This is a genomic window from Flavobacterium gelatinilyticum, assembly GCF_027111295.1.
GTDB classification, from domain to species: Bacteria; Bacteroidota; Bacteroidia; order Flavobacteriales; family Flavobacteriaceae; genus Flavobacterium; species Flavobacterium gelatinilyticum.
In genome coordinates this window covers 1116063-1134258 of the sequence record NZ_CP114287.1, presented here as the reverse complement: position 1 = coordinate 1134258, position 18196 = coordinate 1116063, and the positions used below count along the sequence as shown (strand labels likewise).

Sequence of the window (18196 nt, the reverse complement as noted above, 5' to 3'; positions counted from 1 at the left end):
CCAATAAATCAGATCAACTATGAAAAGAAGCAACTCACTTCGTTCAGTACTGGCAGGAATTGCTGCTTGTATGCTTTTATTTTCTTGCAGCAGCAATGATGATAACAATACTCCGGACAACGGAAATACAGATGAGACGTTACCAAAAAATGAAACATGGATCATCTACAACGGTGCAGCTAACTGGAGTGGTGGTATTTATGCCTTAAAAGATAACAAATCAAGAGAAATCAACCTTGCAGGACTTCCGTTTCTTCAGGTAAAATCTTCTTTAGGAGGAAGAATATTTGGAAGTTCGCTTTTTAAAGTAAATGATGTATCTGATGCAAAACAAGGAATCAATAAAATGGGACTTGATGCATCTGGTAAAGTAGTAGACCAGGCTTTTTTAGCATCTCAGTCAAATACTTACGAAACTAACTTTTTAGTGGCAAGTGCTACAGAAGGATATTACTGGGACAGAACAAGAGGCGGACTAAAACTTCAAAAATTTAACCCGACTACAATGGAAAGAACCGGAGAAATCGATTTTACGTCACTTTCAGAAGGAGAGCCTTTAGAGTCTGTAGGGCAGTTGATTATTGCAAAAAGAGACAACAAATTATACCTAGATTTATTGTTAGGTGATAAAGCGTCAGGAAACTGGCAGACAACTCCGTCAAGAAAAGAAGCGTCTATTGTGGTTTACAACTTAACAGAAAACAAAATCGAGAACGTTACTACAATGCAGGGTACAACCAATTTAGGTGTATTTATTGACCACGTTTTATGGAGTTTAGACGAAGTTACAGGCGATTTATACTTCGCTACAGTAGGTGATATGAAAACACAGCCATCTGACTATTCTTCTAAAATCTTAAGAATCAAAAAAGGAGAAGTTGATTTTGATACTACATTCGAACTTGATATGAAAAAATATCAGTTTCCTGCAGAGTTCAACAGACTTTTTGCTCACAACAACAAAATTTACACTACAATTCCATCAAGAGCGGTTTCGTATTACAACGGAGGTCAGCACGGTGTTAAATATAGAGACGATGTTTGGTTCTGGAATGAAATCGATGCGACTACAAAAAAAGCAACTCGTTTAAACATGCCGCCGGATAATTTCTTTACAACGCAAAATCCGTTTTTCCACAATGGAGAAATCTATTTCTTATCAAACAGTACTTCAGATGGTTTCTCTGGTGTAAATCAGTACAACCCGGCTACAGGAGTAGTTAAAGAAACTTTCCGTTTAAAAGAAAGCGGCAGAATCCAGGGATTCAATATTATTGCGAACTAAAACTGCTTTCTTAAGCTTTTAGTCTTAATGTATTATTTTTTTAGCAGAAGCAGTTTTTTTATAAAACTGCTTCTGTTTTTTTATATCCTGTTGTCAACGGCATAAATAGTTTTTCCAATATTGGCAAGAAGTAAAGCAGCTGCCGCACTTGTAAAAACCGAATAATCAAAAGGTGCTTTTATAGAAACATTTGCCATCATGGCCAAAGCAAAAACAAGCATTAAACCGGCAGTTCCCAAAGCGGCAATTCGGGTTTTAAAACCGAAAAATAACAAGATAGAAAACAATATTTCGAAGAAAGTAGCAATCCCGCCCAAAATTTCGGCTGTTGCTTTATTAAAAAGAGGATTCAAAGTTTGTGTGTAAAGCACAAAGTTTTCCCAGTTTCCCCAGGCAACCCCGTTTGATCCGGGCGCGCCCCAAAGTCCAAATCGGTCAGCTACGGCCGAGAGCATTGTGATTCCTAAAACTATTCTTAAAATTAATCCTGCTTCGAGTATGGTTATGTTCTTCATTCTGTTATTAAATTTTTACTATCCAGTGCATATAAATCCTGTCTTAAAAAGAAACTGTAAAAGCCAGGGAAAATGGTATTGTATTTTTAATAACGACATTCTAAGCTTCAAATTGCCTAAAATTACTGATTAACATTTTCCTGCTGTATTTGCAGGTGTTCGAGTCTTTTTCCAACCAGCGTTTTTTCTCCCACAGCCTTAAATCCAATTTTTAAATACAGGTTTTTTGCCAGCGGATTATCTTCTTCAACCAGCAATCCCAAAACCTGATTGTTTTTCTGCACATATTCATCAATCAGAAACAAAAGAAGCTTCGAACCAATTCCTTTTCCCTGATACTTTGGATTAACGCCCAATGAATCAATATAAAATTCTCCGGCTCTGGTTTCAAATTCAGGATCAAAATCCGGATTAAAATGCTTTCTCACGTATTCGATAATCGGATTTCGTAAAGCTTCTAAATCGGAACCATTGTAAATGTTTACAGCACCGATTATTTCATTATTATCTTCAGCAGCAAAACAATTTTGATAGGAGTACTGGTTGTTTTCTTTTTCGATGAAATGCTGCAGAAAGTCTTTTGCAGCAGTGTAATCTTCTTTTTTGATAAACTTGTAAATGATATCTTCCATAGCAAGTAATAAAATAGGAGCAATTTGTGCTGAGTCGGATTTTTCGGCTTTTCTGATGATCATTTTTCTGAAGTTTTATTTTATGTAAAGTTAGGGAAATATTGGTTTCACGCAGATTCGGCAGATTTAAGCTGATGGGTGCAGATTTTTTTGCATTGGCAGAAAATTATTTCTCGCTGATGTGGAAGATTAAGCAGATTTTTCAATAGCCCCCAGTTTCAACTGGGGGTAATAAATAGAAATGGTAAAAGGCTTTAGCCAAACTTAAAATTTTGGCTAAAGCCCTAAAAAAAAGAATACTTGTTGCCTCCAGCTAAAGTTGGAGGCAATTGAATTCCCGATAGCTATTGGGACTGAAATCTGAAAGGCATTTCATTGTCTCTATGTGTTTAAAAAGAAATCATTTTAATCCCAATAGCATATCGGGAGCGTGAAACACAAAACTGCCGAATTTGTACTGATATAGTATCAAATTATACCATATTTTAAATTTAATCAGCATGTATCTTTGTTCTATTGTAAAAATAAAAACAGATAAACATATGAAAGCTATAGGATTTAAAACCTCATTACCCATAACAGAACCGGAAAGTTTCATCGAATTTGAAGCTGTAAAACCAATTCCGGGAGCGCATGATTTATTAGTAAAAATTGACGCTGTATCTGTAAATCCAGTTGATTTTAAAATCCGTCAGAGCGGTGCAAAGGATACTGTTCTCGAAACCCCGAAAATTATTGGCTGGGATGCTGTTGGCATTGTTCAGGCTGTGGGCGAAAAAGTAACTTTGTTTGAAGTAGGTGACCCTGTATATTACGCCGGAGATATTACAAAACAAGGAAGCAATGCCGAATATCAAATTATTGATGAAAGAATTGTGGGCAGAAAGCCTAAAACATTAAGCATCGAAGAAGCTGCTGTAATTCCGTTAACCGTTTTGACAGCCTGGGAAATTTTGTTTGACCGAATTAGAATCAGTGCCGAAAAAGACAAAGGAAAATCAATTTTGATTATTGGCGGCGCAGGCGGAGTAGGTTCCATTGCCATTCAGCTGGCTAAGAAAATTGCCGGATTAACAGTAATTGCCACAGCATCACGTCCTGAAACTGTTGACTGGTGCCAGAAACAAGGAGCCGATTTTGTGGTAAATCATAAAGATTTGGTTTCTTCTGTACGTGAAGCTGGTTTTGAATATGTAGATTATATTTTAGATTTTGCAGACAACAATGCTTATTGGGATACAATGGTTGAACTAATTAAACCTCAGGGACATATCGCATCGATTACCGGAAGCAGCGAACCGGTGGCTTTGACCAAATTAAAAAGCAAAAGTGTTTCTTTTTCATGGGAATTAATGTACACACGTTCAATGTATCAGACAGAAGACCAAATTGAACAGCACCATATTTTAAATAAAGCAGCTGATTTGTTAGACGAAGGGGTTTTGAAAACCACTTTAAACCAAACCTTAAACGGACTAACAGCGGATAATTTTAAAAATGCACATAAATTGTTGGAATCAGGCAGAACCATAGGTAAAATTGCTATTAAATTTTAAAAAAGTTTATGTCCAAAACTGCTCTGTGATATACTGGAATTAGTTATTTAGAATAATTTTAAATAATAAAATTGCAACATCATAATATTTGTGTATTTTAGTCGCGTTATAAGCCCAATTTTACATAAATTTTAAACCCAAAAACAAAATTATTATGATGGAAAAAAACTTAGATTTAGGATTATTACTAGTACGTATCAGCGTTGGAGGCTTAATGCTTTTTCATGGTGTTTCAAAAATGCTTCACGGAATTTCTTTCCTTGTAGACAATATGGGAGCATTTGGATATGCTGTTTACATTGGTGAAGTCTTAGCGCCAATCGCTATTTTAGCAGGATTCAGAGCCAGAATTGCTGCAGTGCTTTTGGCTGTAACCTGCGTTGTTGCCATTGCTGTTGCTCATGCTCAGGATCTTTTCTCGATCAGCGAGCATGGTGGTTATGCTAACGAGTTGTTAATGTTGTACCTTTTAGGTTCAGTGGCATTGTTCTTTACCGGAGCAGGAAAATATGCTGTTTCTAAAAACAATAACTGGGATTAATTCTACTTTGAGTTAAAACATACCAATTACATGAGCCCTAAATTTTTATTTAGGGCTTTTTTCATGACCAATTCATAAAATTCTGTAAGTCTTTCCTTAAATTGTATAAAATTGTTTGGGCTAAATTGTTAGACATTTGCGTGATATAACCCAAATTAATTTAATAATAACTACTTATGAAAAATTTAAAGTACATTTTCATTCTTTCAACTGCCTTATTCGCCTTTAGCTGCTCAAGTGATGATAAAGATCCCGAAAATGGCGGCGGAACCGTAACCGATCCGGTTGAGAATGGCCAGGCCAACACGCAGTACAAACCGGCATTTACCGGCCAGACGAGAATTAGTGGTATGACAACCAATACAGAATATAAATTTGATGTAATTACAACTGCATTAACAAGTCCGTGGGGCGTTAAAACACTTCCTGACGGACGTATTTTAGTAACACAGAAAACAACAGGAACTTTACGTATTGTAACAACGGCAGGTGTGGTCAGCGCGCCTATTACCGGACTTCCGGCTGTGAATCCTGCTAATCAGGGCGGTTTGTTAGGTTTGTGTCTTGATCCTGATTTTGCGACAAACAGAATGATTTACTGGGTTTTCTCTGAGGCAGTTGCTGGAGGAAATATTTCTTCGGTAGCAAAAGGAAGACTGGCAAATGACGAAAAAACAGTAGAAAATGCTACGGTTATCTATCGTTCAAGCCCGGCAAATCCTAGTGATCTTCATTATGGCGGACGTATTCTTTTTGATCAAAACGGATATTTAGTTGTAAGTACCGGAGAACGTTCTGTACTGCAAACAAGACCTTTAGCGCAATCGCTTACAGCCAGCTTAGGAAAAGTGGTTAGAATTACGAAAGAAGGAAATGCTGCACCTGGAAATCCAACTTTTCCAACAGCAGGAGCACTGCCTGAAATTTTTTCATACGGACACAGAAATCCGCAAGGGCTTGCTATGCATCCTGTTACTAAAGAAATCTGGGAAAGCGAACACGGACCAAGAGGCGGTGACGAAATCAACCGTATTAAAGCGGGAGCCAACTACGGATGGCCTACTATTACATACGGAATCGAATACAGCGGCCAAACGATTGGTGATGGAATTCAGCAGAAAGAAGGAATGGAACAGCCGGTATATTACTGGGATCCTGTGATTTCTCCGAGTGGTATGACATTCTACAGCGGAAATCGCGTACCGGAATGGGAAAACAACCTTTTCATAGGTTCTTTAAGCGCAACTCACATTGCACGTTTGGTTATCAGAGATAATAAAGTGGTAGGAGAGGAAAGACTTCTTGCCGGAGAAAACCAGCGTTTTAGAGATATTACACAAGGTGCAGACGGAGCTCTTTACGCCGTAACTGATCAGGGAAGACTTTATAGAATAGACAAGAAATAATTTTTATAATTGTTAATGATTAATTATCAATTGTAAAAAACTATAAAAATGACGCTTTTGGCGTCATTTTTTTTTGCTGTTCATTCTCGTTATCTTTGAATTACGATTTTTACCAATAATAGCTTTGAAAAATAAAATTCTGACCTATTCCTTAACCCAGCACAAAAGTCTTTTTTCAAATGCAGATAAAAAGGATTATTTCTACATTCAAACTAAAGAGCATCCTTATATAGATGAGCCATATCGTGCAGAAAGTTATGCAGTAGAATTTTTGAGAAAAGGCTCAATCGTAATGCAGACACAGCTCGATAAAAGAATAATTGAGGCGCCTGCAATTATTGCTTTAGGTCCTACAGTTACCAGAAGTTTTGCAAAAAACAGCGATGAAATTTTAATTGATATTATATTTTTTAAACCGCAGTTTTTTCTCGAAAGTCAGACTAATGTTTTCTTTTTATCCCAATATAAATTTTTTGAAAACAATAATGTTCTGGAACTCAAAGGTCGATTAAAGATTAAGTTTGAACGTATTTTTAATCTCATAAAAGAACTTTTAGAAGGAAACTCAAAACATCAGCCTGCAGAACTTATAAGCTATCTGTATATTTTAATCTACGAACTTGATTCAGTTCAGGAAACAGCTTCTGCAGTAATAACTCAAAATCCAATATTCGAAAATTTTAAAAAACTGCTTTTTAAAAATTTCTTACTACAGCGTTCTGTAGAATATTACGCCGATTCTTTAAATGTAACACGTAAATATCTTTCGGAAGTAATTAAAAAGAACAGCGGTAAAACAGCAAGCGAGTGGATTAATGAGGTTGTAATACTGGAAGCGAAAGTGTTGCTGCAAAATAAAAGTCTGACCATTAATCAAATCAGCGACGAATTAAATTTTCAAAACCAGTCTACCTTTGGAAGGTTTTTTAAAAATCATACCGGAATTTCGCCTTTAGAATATCGTAAGTAATTTTAAGTTTTTTAATCTCGCAATCCCAATGGCTATCGGGAGAAAAGGCATAAAATTTAAAAAACTTAGCCCCTCAGCCCCTCAGCCCCTCAGTCCCTTAAAAAAAAGCCTTTTTGCACAAAATAACAGACCTATTGCTCTTTTCTTAAAACCGCATCTCCCGCAAATTTGTCTTTAATAATCAATACTAAAAAAGATATGGACAAAACAGCAAGATTTGTAGTTATAATTAATGATAATGTAATTTGGATGGAAAATAAGGCCAAAGAGTTTTATAAGCGTTTATTTGAACAAAAAGATGCTGATAAATATACCGAAGAACAGTTTTCGCAAAAAGAACTATTCAGAATACAGAATGACTTTTCAATTGAAATCCTGATGGTTTATGAAGCTGAAAATCCGTCATCGTTTCTAAAATTAGATTCTTCGAGACTTTCAAATGAAAAGCTGGCAGCAGAAAAAGCAATTTGTTTAAAAGATATTATTCATTTCAATGAAGAAGATTTACTGGTAATTTGTAAGCGTGCAGAAGAAATAGCATTTCAGCGAAAACATGATTTAATTTGGGTAAAAGCTTTTTCTGCAGATACAGATTTAATTAAAGTAGTAAAGTCTCTTAATTATGATGAATTTGAGTTTGATGAAAAAGAAGAAAATTTAAAAAAGCAACTCTATTTTAAGAAAAAATTACGCTGATAAATTGTGTAAGTTTTTGATTTTTAGTCGGTATTTTATAAAACAATTCCATGATGATATAAAGAATAACAGGTCATTGTGATTTACTTTTAAAAGAAAATTTAAAGGATGAAACTATGAGATCAATTTGGACAGGTTCGGTAAGTTTTGGATTAATTAATATTCCTATAAAAATGTTTTCGGCGGTGCAGGAAAGCAGTCTCGATATGGACATGCTGGATTCTAAAGACCACGCCAATATTAAATTTAAACGTGTAAACGAAAACACCGGGAAAGAAGTCGAATTTGGTAATATTGTAAAAGGCTATAAGCTCGATGACAAATATATTATTTTAGAAGATTCTGATTTTGAAGCTGCCGATGCCATTAAAACCAAAACAATCGACATTGAAAGTTTCGCTTTCGAAAAAGAAATCCAAAGCATTTATTACGAACAGCCGTATTATCTTGAGCCCGACAAAGGTGCTATGAATGCTTATGGATTATTGCGCGATGCATTACAGGCTTCGGGTAAAGTAGGCGTAACCCGTTTTGTTTTGCGAAACAAAGAAAGTCTGGCAATTTTAAAACCCTACAAAAATGTGATTGTTTTAAATAGAATTCGTTTTGAGCAGGAAATACGAAATACCGAAGAATTAAAGCTGCCGCCAATGTCCAAAAAATCAACCAAAGAAATGGACATGGCCGAAAAACTGATCGATCAGCTGACTGAAAAATTTGATATTTCAGGTTTTAAAGACGAATACACCGCCAAGCTTTTGGATATAATTAAAAAGAAAGCCAAAGGAAAACCACAAAAAGCAGCTCCAAAAATGAAAGTTGTCCACAAACAAAGCGACGATTTAATGTCGATGCTCAAAGCTAGCCTCGAAACGAAAAAGAAAAAATCATCTTAATCGTTTTTCAACTCGCTTTGACTTTCTTCTAATTTGTGGATAATCTTTTTAATATTAGCACCTTTAGATAAAACCGGAGCCCATAAATCACCTTTTTTCTCAAAACGTTTCAAAACATTTTTAATGGTAAACTGCGACGGATGCAGGTTTTCATTCACTTCGTTCCATTCCAGCGGAGTTGAAACGGTTGCACCCGGTTTAGGACGTACAGAATAAGGCGCCGCTAAAGTTTGTCCGCGTCGGTTTTGTAAAAAATCAATGTACAATTTATTTTTTCTCTTTTTGATGCTTCTTTCAACCGAAGTAAGATTCGGAATTCGCGAATGTACTTCATTGGCAATTAGTTCTCCTAAAATTTTAATCGAATCGTAGTCGTACTGCGCTCCAAGCGGTATATAAATATGAAGTCCCGAAGCGCCCGAAGTCTTGCACAAACATTCTGTTTCAAGTTCGTCCAGAACTTCTTTTACAACCAGGGCCGTTTGTACCACTTGTTTAAAGTCGTCTTTTGCAGGATCAAGATCAATTACCAGCCAGTCCGGATTATGGATGTGTTTGATAGTAGAATTCCACGGATTCATCTCGATACAGCCCAAATTGGCCATATAAAGCAGTGTTTCTTTATTATTGCAAATGAGATAATCAATATTGGCATTGTTTGATTCTGAGAAGATTTTTTTTGTTTTCAGCCAGGACGGAATTTTATCGACATCAACATCTTTTTGATAAAAACTAGGCGCATCAATTCCGTTAGGAAAACGGTTCATAGATTCCGGACGGTCTTTTAAATACGGCAGAATAAGCGAAGAAACTTCATTGTAATACTGAATAATATCGCCTTTGGTAATAGCATCATCAGGAAAATAAACTTTATTCTGATTGGTTAGATGCAGTACCGTTTTGCCTGCTTTTAAATCGTAATCGTTCTCTCTTTTAATTTCCGTTTTATTTTCTTTTACTGCCATTTCTTCTGGATTTTGCGGTGTCAAATTATCGTTTTTGAAAGACAAAGAAACTTCTGCTGCTTTTTTGTCAATTCGGATTCCAAGGTAAACCGGATGCCTTAAATGCTGGTCCTGTGTCCATTCTGAGAATTTTACCTGACAAACCACTTTTGGTTTCACCCACTGTATTTTATCCCGCAGCGGCACTTTTTCGTCAAGAGGCGATTTATCTGTAAAATAAGGTGTAAGCTGTGTGTATAAATCTTTAAGTACAGTTTCTGTAAAACCAGTACCGCATTTGCCAATGTATTCCAGTTTTTTACCATTGTATTGCCCGAGTAAAATTGCCCCAAAATATTTACGGGAATTTTTAGGTTCCGTAATTCCAATAATTATGGCTTCTTCTTCGTTGGCAGTTTTTATTTTCAGCCAGTTAGTGCTTCTTCGATTGACTGTATAGGTACTGTCGGCTTTTTTGGCAATAATGCCTTCCGTTTTATTTTTAACCGCTTTTTCAAATTGTTTGATTCCGTCACCAATGGTATGTTCCGAGAAATAAACATTCGCAAACGGATATTTGTTAAACAGGATTTTAAGCAGTTCTTTTCGTTCCAGCAGCGATAATTCGGTAATTCGGTTTCCATCAAGATTCAGCAAATCAAAAACATAATATTTAAGATTTCCTGTTCCGGTTTTCATATAGTTTTGCAGCAGTTGGAAATCAGCCCTTCCCGAATCATTTTCTACAACAATTTCACCGTCAAGAACTACTGTATGGTCAATTTGTTTTAATTCTTCGGCTATCGGCTTAAAATTAGCGTTGAATGATATTTCATTTCGGCTTAACAATTCGACTTCGTTTGGATTTATAACAGCAATTGTTCTGTAACCGTCGTATTTGTTTTCAAAAATCCATTCGTCATCATCAAACGGTTTTTCTTTTACAGAAGCCAGCATAGGTTTTAAAAAATCGGCTCTTTCAGGTTTTGTGCTGCTCTTTTTTTTTGAAGAAGTCCTTTTAGCAGGTTTTTCTTCTTTGGCAGAAACTATTTTTTTGGCTTTTTCTTCAAGCTGTTCCAGGCTTCTTTTTGAAATAACCGATTTGTCTTTTTCTAAAATATCAATATCAGAATCAGCGTATTTGTCTTCTTTTTTAATTAAAAGCCAGGCATTTTCCTGTTTTCCGTTCAGTTTTACGAGAGAGAATTCTCCTTTGAGTTTTTTTCCTTTCAGAATAAAACTCAAACGTCCTTTTTTTAAATCGGCCAAAAGCTGTTTTTCATCAGAAACTGTTTTCTCATCAGAAGTATACGTTCCGTGATCCCACACAATCACATTTCCGGCGCCGTAATTTCCTTCAGGAATAGTGCCTTCAAAATCTTTATAGCTGTACGGATGATCTTCGACCATCATTGCCAGACGTTTTACTTCGGGATCTAATGACGGACCTTTTGGCACCGCCCAGCTTTTCAGAACGCCGTTCATCTCTAACCTGAAATCATAATGAAGATGCGATGCAGCATGTTTCTGCACAACAAAAATCAATTCATTTTGCGATTTCTCGATCTTTCCTTTTGGTTCACGGGTTTGTTTAAAATCCCTTTTTTGTTGGTATTTAGACAGTGACATAGGCTTGTGTAAGTATTAAAAGGGTTAGTGTAATAGAGTAAAGTGCCGTTGCGGTAATACCAAAAATAATATGGGCAAAGAACAGCTGGATATAATAACCTTTAAAGTCAATTGGGGGTTGATGGCTGGTCATTTTAAACATAATTACCCAGCCGATGATACCAATAATACCGCTTATGGCTCCAAAAAGAAGCGCCGTTAAGGGCGAAATCGGTAAAATTCCTTTAACCCATATTATGTGGTAACCTGTAACGAATAATAATCCAATAAAATAATGGAGCAGCCAGGCCCAGGTTTTTTGAGATTTTTCAGAAAGCGTTATGTTTAGTTTTTTTAAAACAAAGCTTAAAAGAACGGGTTCTTTATAGAGTTCCTGAAATGCTTTTGACATGGCATAACTAAATAAAGTCATTGCTGATGTAGCGGCAATCGAAACCAGAATCAATTGTATCAGGATATAAAGTATCATAAGCCTTTTTTAATTATAACTCTTATTCAAAGTTAAATCAGTAAGGCTTTTTTTACTTATACGATTAAAACGCGTAATTATATAATTATCAGTATGTAACCCTTTGGTTGTAATTGTTTTAAAATGCTGTGGCGGTATTTCCAACAGCTATGGACGATGTGCTAAAGCGAATTCGTTTTTGTGGTAATAATTTCCAGAGATTGTTTCAGGATCAAAACCGCTTTTTCCATTTCTTCTTTTTCCAAATGACCAAAACCTAATCGCGTGGCAGTAAGATTTCTGGTTTGATACAAAATGGTTTTAGGCAGAAACAATCCTTGCTTGGCGCATTCTTTCTGAAATTGTATCAAATTAAAATGATCCAGCCATTCGACCCATACGGCTAGTCCGCGCGAAGGAATTTTAAAGACTATATGGCCGTTTAATTTTTCATTTAAAGCCGAAACAAATTGGTCACGCCGTTCTTTGTAGATTTTTTTGTTTTTTTTAGAAAGACGGTGTACTTCACCTTCTGTAATCCATTCCGTTAAAACCTGTTCTTTCAGGGCATCAATTCCGGGTTCAAGAATATTTTGATGTTTTTCGAGTTCCTTAATAAATTCAGATGGAGCAGCGACAAATCCGCAGCTAAATCCCGATGGAAGCGATTTTCCAAAAGAGCCTATGTACACGACTTTTTGATTCGAATCGAAAGCCGCCAGAGGCAGGACCGGATTGTTATCGTAATGAAAATCAAAATCATAATCGTCTTCCAGAATCACAAATCCGTATTGATTAGCCAATTCGAGAACTTCTATTCTTTTTTTGGCACTAAGCGAAATAGTTTTGGGATAGTGATAATTGGACGTCAGGTATAAAACCCTGATTTGGGAGGTTTCGCAGATTTCTTTTAACCGTTTTGTATCCATTCCGTCCTCGTTTACAGGAACCGGAATAACCTGCGCTCCGGTATTTGTAAGTGTCATATTCGACATATAATAACCCGGAGAAGCCACCACAACTTTATCGCCCGGGGCAATCAGCACTTTGGTCACCATATACAAAGCGATTTCGTGACTGCTGGTCGTAAGAAGATTAGAAGTCGAAATCCGGATACCTCGTGTAAGGTTAAGATAATTTGAAAAATGCATTTTAAAATTCAAATGTGAGCGAAGCTGTATTTGTTCGTAGGTTTTAGACGTTTTGTGTCTTTTCAGTTTCGAAACGTACAATCTGGCTACCACATCGGTCTGTACTAGTCGTAAATCAGGCATTCCGTCATTGAATTGATAATGAAGACTGCTTATTTCTATTGGATTCTCAAGAATTGCTGAACGCTGAAAAGTAAAACCTGTACTGGTTTCAGCGTGATTTTGTTCTCTTGAAGGAATAAAACCGGTTTTGTTTTTTTGTTTTTGCTGCGATAAGATAAAAGTTCCCTTATTAGGCAGTGTTTCGATCCAGCCCTGCGATTCCAGATCCTGAAAAGCCTTGATCAGAGTATTTCGGTTAACATTTAAAACTCTGCATAAAATTCTCGTACCGGGAAGTTTGGTTCCTTCGGGCAGAAATCCGGTTTGAATGGCTTTAATAAACTCAAAAACCAGCTGCAGGTAAATTGCAGTGTTTTCTTCTGGTTTAAGCTGAATGAAGCTTTTAAAAGGAATTTCAACCGGACTATCCATTATTGTTAAACTGGTATACTTGATTAGTACGGCAAGGTACTATTTTTGCCAAAAAAAATACCAACCAAATGAAAAAAATCTATTTTGCTGTCCTGACAGTAATTTGTACCAATTTTTACGCACAGACAAAAAGAGATTCCATTAACGAAATGGATGAAGTTATAATTAATGAAAACCGTTTCAGCACGCCAATTTCTAAACAAAACAGAAACGTATATGTAATTACAAGCGAAATTATTAAAGCCATGCCGGCAAGAACGCTTCAGGAAGTTTTGCAATATGCAAACGGAGTCGATATCCGCCAGAGAGGTCCTTTTGGAGGTCAGGCCGATGTAAGTGTTGACGGAGGAAGTTTTGAGCAGACGGTTGTTCTTTTAAACGGAGCCAAAGTAATCGATTCGCAAACGGCTCATAATATGCTCAACCTGCCACTTCCGGTTGAAGTTATCGAGAGAATAGAGGTAATACGTGGTCCGGCTGCAAGAGTTTTCGGGATTAACAGTTTAACGGGAGCGATTAACATCATCACAAAAAAACCGACGGATTCAGGTGTTTTAATAAGTACGTATGCTGGTTCTAATTTTGAAAAAAATACCGAAGGCGACGGAGATACGTTTTACGGAACAGGAATTCAGGCCGGAGTTGTTTTAGGAAAAGAAAAGCAGCAGCATTCAATTTTTGCTTCTCACGATAAAAGCAACGGATATCGTTACAATACGGCTTTTGAGAACAATAAAATTTTCTATCAGGGAAATGTGCAGCTTAATGATGCTAATGAAATTTCGGGATCAGCCGGATATATCAATAACGGATTTGGAGCAAACGGTTTTTATGCCGCTCCAACCGACCGAAATGCGACCGAAATTGTTCAGACTACATTTGCCAATTTACAGTCAAAACATTCAATTACAGACAGCTGGAATATTATGCCAAGGGTAACGTACCGATACAATTATGATGATTACCGCTATATGGGAAATTCAAATTTGAATGTAGGAAGAAGCCAGCATTATACCAATTCTATTGCAGCTGAACTGAATTCGACTGTTAAATTATCGAGAGGTGAAATTGGTTTTGGCGGGGAGTTTAGAAACGAAAATATTCATTCATCTAATATTGGGGATCATGACCGTGAAAACGTAGGTTTGTATGCAGAATACAGAACGAGTTTCTCTGAAAAACTTAATGTAAATGTGGGAACGTACTTAAACTACAATTCGGATTATAAATGGCAGATTTATCCCGGAATTGATGCGAGTTATGAAATTACAGATTCGTTTAAAATCATTGGTAATGTGGGAACCAGCCAGAGAATCCCGTCATTTACAGATTTGTATTTAAAACAAACCGGAAATATAGGAAATACTGATCTGGATTCAGAGAATGCTTTCCAGAGCGAAATTGGTTTTAAGTTCAGTAAAAAAGCGTTGACTTTTAATGCGAATTATTTCTACAGAAAAATCACTAATTATATCGACTGGATGCGTAATGCAACGACAGTACCTTGGCAGAGCCAGAACACGGGAGATTTAAATACAAACGGAATTAATTTAAGAGGAACTTACAGAATCGATTTTAGCGCAGATTCGAGACTGAATATCAATTTAGGTTATTCGTATCTGGATTCAGATTTCAAAAGCAATCGTACCGAGATTTATTCAAAATACCTGATTTCATCTTTAAAACACCAGATTACCAATACGATAAATTATCAGTACAAAGATTTATCGATTTTGTTTGCAACGCGTTTTAATGAAAGAATCACCGGACCTTCTTACTGGATCAATGATTTCAGGGTGAGCCAGTCTATCCATAAATTCAACATCTTTTTAGATGCTCAAAATATATTTAATGCAACATATTATGAAGTAGGAGCTATACCATTACCGTCAAGATGGTTTAGTCTGGGAGTGAAATTTGTTACTTTTTAAGGCAATACTTTTTAGTTAAGTAATTTTCTGAATAGTAGAATTGATTCGTTTTTAGGAAATTTATCAGGCTCAGTTCTTTTTGAACTGAGCCTTTGTTTTTTAAATCGTATTTTTTTTAAACGCCAATCTAAGTTTTGTGTTTTTGAAATTTACTTCGGAAATAATAGTGGCTGCAAAAATGAGGCTTCCGCCGAAAAGCAATCGCCACGAAAGATTTTCTCCCAGAATAAAAAACGCTCCAATTGCTCCAAAAACAGGTTCAAACAAATAAATTACCGCCACACGTTCTGCAGATAAATAGCGCTGCGAGATATTTGAAACCGTATACATAAAAGCAGTAGAGAACAAAGCACAGTAAATGACGCCCATCCAGAACGTATCTCTTTCAGGAAACCAGTCTGACTGATTATCTATAAGGGCCAGAACAAAAGTAAACAGCGTACAAAAGGCAAACATAGGCACAATACAGTACAAAAGGTTTTTTAAAGCCGAATGTTTTTCGACCGCAATCAGGTAAACGGCAAAGCCAAATGCGCCTTCAATGGTGTATAAATCGCCCAGATTTATGGTAAATTTATCTTTTACGGCAATTATAAACAGCCCGGTTAAGGCCGTTAGAGCAGCAACCCAGATTTTTAAAGGTGTACTGGTTCTATAAATTGCCAGCTTAAGGAGCGGAATAATAATTACGCACAGTCCGGCAATAAACGAGCACTGCGATGCATCGGTGTATTTTAATCCTACGGTTTGTAAATGAATGCCCAAAAACATAGGGACGGCTAAAATTGCACCAGTTTTAATATATTCGAGATTGGTTTTTTTAACGTATTTCCAAAAAATAATACTTAATACGATTACAGCCAGTAAAAATCTGTAGAACAAAAAAACCGCCGGCGAATAATTCCCGATAGCAACTTTGGTAACCGAATACGAGATACCCCAAAAGGCTGTACCCAGGATTAATAAACCCAGTAAAAGTTGTCTGTTTTTCATTTTTTTGAAGCTTCAAAAAGCTTTTTTAATCTATTAAAACTTTCTTCATCATTAAATCGGTTTGTTCGTCACCTCCCAGACGGAAGATGTGGGTATCAAACTGAACAAAACCATTTTTGGTATAAAAACGTACTGCTCTGAAATTCTTTTCCCAGACACCCAGCCACATATAAGCTGCTTTTGCTTCCTGAGCAGTCTGCAAAGCCTGGGCATATAAAGCCTGCGCCACTTTTTTGCCGTGAAATTCTTTGGCTACATAAATGCGTTCTATTTCGAGTGCGTTACTATCTTCTTTTTCTGTCTGAGCATCGCCGGTATTTAATTTTAAATACCCCAAAACCTGATCATCCAGTTCAGCCAGATAAAAGTGCGAAGACGGATTGTTTAATTCCGATGTTAGTTTTGCAGCAGCAAAGCTTTCCTCAAGGTATTTTTTCATGTTTTCTTCTGAGTTTGCATCCGAAAATGTTTCAGAGAAGGTTTGTCTTCCAATAGCCTGCAGTTTTATAACATCCGAAACACTGGCTTTTCTTATTTTTAAATTATTCATATATTTTTATTTATTTAATGCGTTAAAACCTGTTTTTTGTTCTTGATAAATGTGTAAATTGCATCAATGGATTTACAGCAGATTAAATACTTCCTGGCTTTGGCCCGCGAACTTCATTTCTGGAACACTGCCGGAAAAATGAATATTACACAATCGGCACTCAGCCGTCAGATTCAGTCTCTCGAAAATCAGCTGGGTGTTCAGTTGTTTGAACGTACCAAACGAAATGTCAAGCTTACGGCAGCCGGTCAGTTTCTAAAAGAAAAATGGGAAGTCGAACTAAACAAACTCGAATTTATTCATCAGTCGGCGCGCCAGATTCAGTTAGGGGAGAGCGGTACCATTACCATTTCTCATCCTGATTCTATTTCAGCTTCAATTATGCCGGATATTTTGTCGCGTATTTCAGATGCTTATCCAAAGCTGAAAATCAAACTAGTTCAGGTGCTTTATGAAAATCAGCAGAATTTTCTGCGTAATTATAAAATCGATCTGGCAATTACCAGAGATATTAATAATGCGAAAGACATTTGTTCAGAAAAAATCCATACCGATTATCTGGCGATTGTTGTTCCTGAAAATCATCCTTACAAAACTCCCGAAGACCTGACCAAAGAAACACTGGCTTCTCAAAAGTTCATTTTACCCACTAATGACGAAGGCAGCAGTTACAGCGATTTGATACAACGTTTATTCAATTCTCTGGAAAATGCCCCCGAAGTGTATCTGCATTCCGAATTTGGTTCTGCTATTATCGCTTTGGTTCGAAAAGGACTGGGAATTGCAATTCTGCCTGATTCGTATGTTTTTCATGAAATTTCCGGAATCCGATTTATCAAACTTCCATTGGAAACCGACTTATACATCAACTGGAGAGCCGAAGATCATAACCCGGTTTTAGCCAATGTACTGAAACTGATTATTCCGTAATTAAGAACGAAGCATTTCGATATGCGGAATCCCGTCTTCGTCATACACTTCACCTTGTTCGATAAATCCCAGCGACTGGTAAAATTTCGACAAATGATACTGTGCACCAATCCTGACAGGGCCTTTGCCAAATTTTTCCTCACAACCGGCTATCGAAGCTTCCATAAGTTTTACTCCTAAACCAAGTCCGCGGTGTGACTGAGCAATAACCACCCTGCCAATAGAAATTTCGTTAAAGGATAAACCGGCAGGAAGCAAACGTGTACAGCCGGCAAGTTCATTATCAACAAAATACAAAAGATGATAACTTTTCTGGTCTTTATTGTCTAAATCCAGATAGGCGCAGTTTTGTTCTACAACAAAAATTTCACTTCGTAAACGAAGCATATTGTACAATTCGTGATTGGTCAATTCATCAAATGATTTAATGTAATGGCTGAATGTCATATATAAAACTCTAATTTTTTTGACAAAGATAGAATAGTGAATAATGCTGAAAAATGCTATTTTTTTATCAAGTGATGCTAAAAATGCATTACAGAATTTTGTACACAAAAAAGCTCAATTCTTTTGAAAATTGAGCCTTAAT

General features: G+C 36.5%; 17 protein-coding genes. 9 read left to right on the top strand and 8 right to left on the bottom strand.

The genetic code is table 11. The features are described 5' to 3' along the window. Window positions 1-19: 19 nt before the first annotated feature. Entirely contained in the window at window positions 20-1285 is a 1266-nt protein-coding gene (locus OZP11_RS04770) for a DUF4374 domain-containing protein (RefSeq protein WP_281234085.1), read from the top strand. Between the two features lie 80 nt (window positions 1286-1365). On the opposite strand, the gene OZP11_RS04765 is transcribed toward OZP11_RS04770, so the two are convergent. Then, window positions 1366-1800, bottom strand: coding sequence for a DoxX family protein (locus OZP11_RS04765; RefSeq protein WP_281234084.1), 435 nt, complete (start codon window positions 1798-1800; stop codon window positions 1366-1368). Between the two features lie 122 nt (window positions 1801-1922). Then, window positions 1923-2495 (bottom strand): GNAT family N-acetyltransferase, encoded by a 573-nt coding sequence (locus OZP11_RS04760; protein ID WP_281234083.1) that lies wholly within the window; start codon window positions 2493-2495, stop codon window positions 1923-1925. 479 nt (window positions 2496-2974) lie between these two features. On the opposite strand from OZP11_RS04760, the gene OZP11_RS04755 reads away from it, so the two are divergent. From OZP11_RS04755 to ku, 6 genes are all read left to right on the top strand, one after another. Beyond that, window positions 2975-3988: a zinc-binding alcohol dehydrogenase family protein gene (locus OZP11_RS04755; protein ID WP_281234082.1), complete on the top strand. Its 1014-nt coding sequence runs from the start codon at window positions 2975-2977 to the stop codon at window positions 3986-3988. Between the two features lie 154 nt (window positions 3989-4142). Further along, the gene (locus OZP11_RS04750; RefSeq protein WP_281234081.1) at window positions 4143-4529 is read left to right on the top strand and encodes a DoxX family protein; all 387 of its coding nucleotides are present in this window, start codon (window positions 4143-4145) and stop codon (window positions 4527-4529) included. A 176-nt stretch (window positions 4530-4705) separates the two neighbouring features. Next, a complete protein-coding gene (locus tag OZP11_RS04745) occupies window positions 4706-5935 on the top strand; it encodes a PQQ-dependent sugar dehydrogenase (RefSeq protein WP_281234080.1) in 1230 nt (409 codons plus the stop codon). A gap of 124 nt (window positions 5936-6059) precedes the next feature. Beyond that, a complete protein-coding gene (locus OZP11_RS04740) occupies window positions 6060-6905 on the top strand; it encodes a helix-turn-helix domain-containing protein (protein ID WP_281234079.1) in 846 nt (281 codons plus the stop codon). Between the two features lie 198 nt (window positions 6906-7103). Next, entirely contained in the window at window positions 7104-7601 is a 498-nt protein-coding gene (locus OZP11_RS04735; RefSeq protein ID WP_281234078.1) for a hypothetical protein, read from the top strand. Window positions 7602-7717: 116 nt separating this feature from the next. Continuing rightward, window positions 7718-8497, top strand: coding sequence for a non-homologous end joining protein Ku (ku, locus tag OZP11_RS04730; RefSeq protein ID WP_281234077.1), 780 nt, complete (start codon window positions 7718-7720; stop codon window positions 8495-8497). Here the strand turns inward: ku and ligD are convergent. The 3 genes from ligD to OZP11_RS04715 all read right to left on the bottom strand — a co-directional run bounded on the left by ligD (window position 8494) and on the right by OZP11_RS04715 (window position 13203). Then, a complete protein-coding gene (gene ligD / locus OZP11_RS04725) occupies window positions 8494-11070 on the bottom strand; it encodes a DNA ligase D (RefSeq protein WP_281234076.1) in 2577 nt (858 codons plus the stop codon). The two genes, ku and ligD, sit on opposite strands and share 4 nt — an antisense overlap. Further along, window positions 11057-11539 carry a hypothetical protein gene (locus OZP11_RS04720; protein WP_281234075.1) on the bottom strand — a complete coding sequence of 161 codons (483 nt, stop codon included), beginning with the start codon at window positions 11537-11539 and terminating at the stop codon, window positions 11057-11059. The genes ligD and OZP11_RS04720 overlap by 14 nt, the downstream gene beginning before the upstream one ends. Window positions 11540-11700: 161 nt before the next feature. After that, window positions 11701-13203: an aminotransferase-like domain-containing protein gene (locus OZP11_RS04715; RefSeq protein ID WP_281234074.1), complete on the bottom strand. Its 1503-nt coding sequence runs from the start codon at window positions 13201-13203 to the stop codon at window positions 11701-11703. A gap of 68 nt (window positions 13204-13271) precedes the next feature. Between OZP11_RS04715 and OZP11_RS04710 the strand changes: the two genes are divergently transcribed. Continuing rightward, window positions 13272-15134 carry a TonB-dependent receptor plug domain-containing protein gene (locus OZP11_RS04710; RefSeq protein ID WP_281234073.1) on the top strand — a complete coding sequence of 621 codons (1863 nt, stop codon included), beginning with the start codon at window positions 13272-13274 and terminating at the stop codon, window positions 15132-15134. Between the two features lie 99 nt (window positions 15135-15233). Here OZP11_RS04710 and OZP11_RS04705 read toward each other — a convergent pair whose 3' ends face one another. Continuing rightward, window positions 15234-16127: a DMT family transporter gene (locus OZP11_RS04705; protein ID WP_281234072.1), complete on the bottom strand. Its 894-nt coding sequence runs from the start codon at window positions 16125-16127 to the stop codon at window positions 15234-15236. Between the two features lie 25 nt (window positions 16128-16152). Next, window positions 16153-16677, bottom strand: coding sequence for a GNAT family N-acetyltransferase (locus OZP11_RS04700; RefSeq protein WP_281234071.1), 525 nt, complete (start codon window positions 16675-16677; stop codon window positions 16153-16155). Window positions 16678-16743: 66 nt separating this feature from the next. Between OZP11_RS04700 and OZP11_RS04695 the strand changes: the two genes are divergently transcribed. Next, window positions 16744-17607 (top strand): LysR family transcriptional regulator, encoded by an 864-nt coding sequence (locus tag OZP11_RS04695; RefSeq protein ID WP_281234070.1) that lies wholly within the window; start codon window positions 16744-16746, stop codon window positions 17605-17607. Here the strand turns inward: OZP11_RS04695 and OZP11_RS04690 are convergent, their stop codons facing one another. Further along, window positions 17608-18054 carry a GNAT family N-acetyltransferase gene (locus tag OZP11_RS04690; protein WP_281234069.1) on the bottom strand — a complete coding sequence of 149 codons (447 nt, stop codon included), beginning with the start codon at window positions 18052-18054 and terminating at the stop codon, window positions 17608-17610. It lies immediately after the preceding gene. Window positions 18055-18196 lie beyond the last annotated feature (142 nt).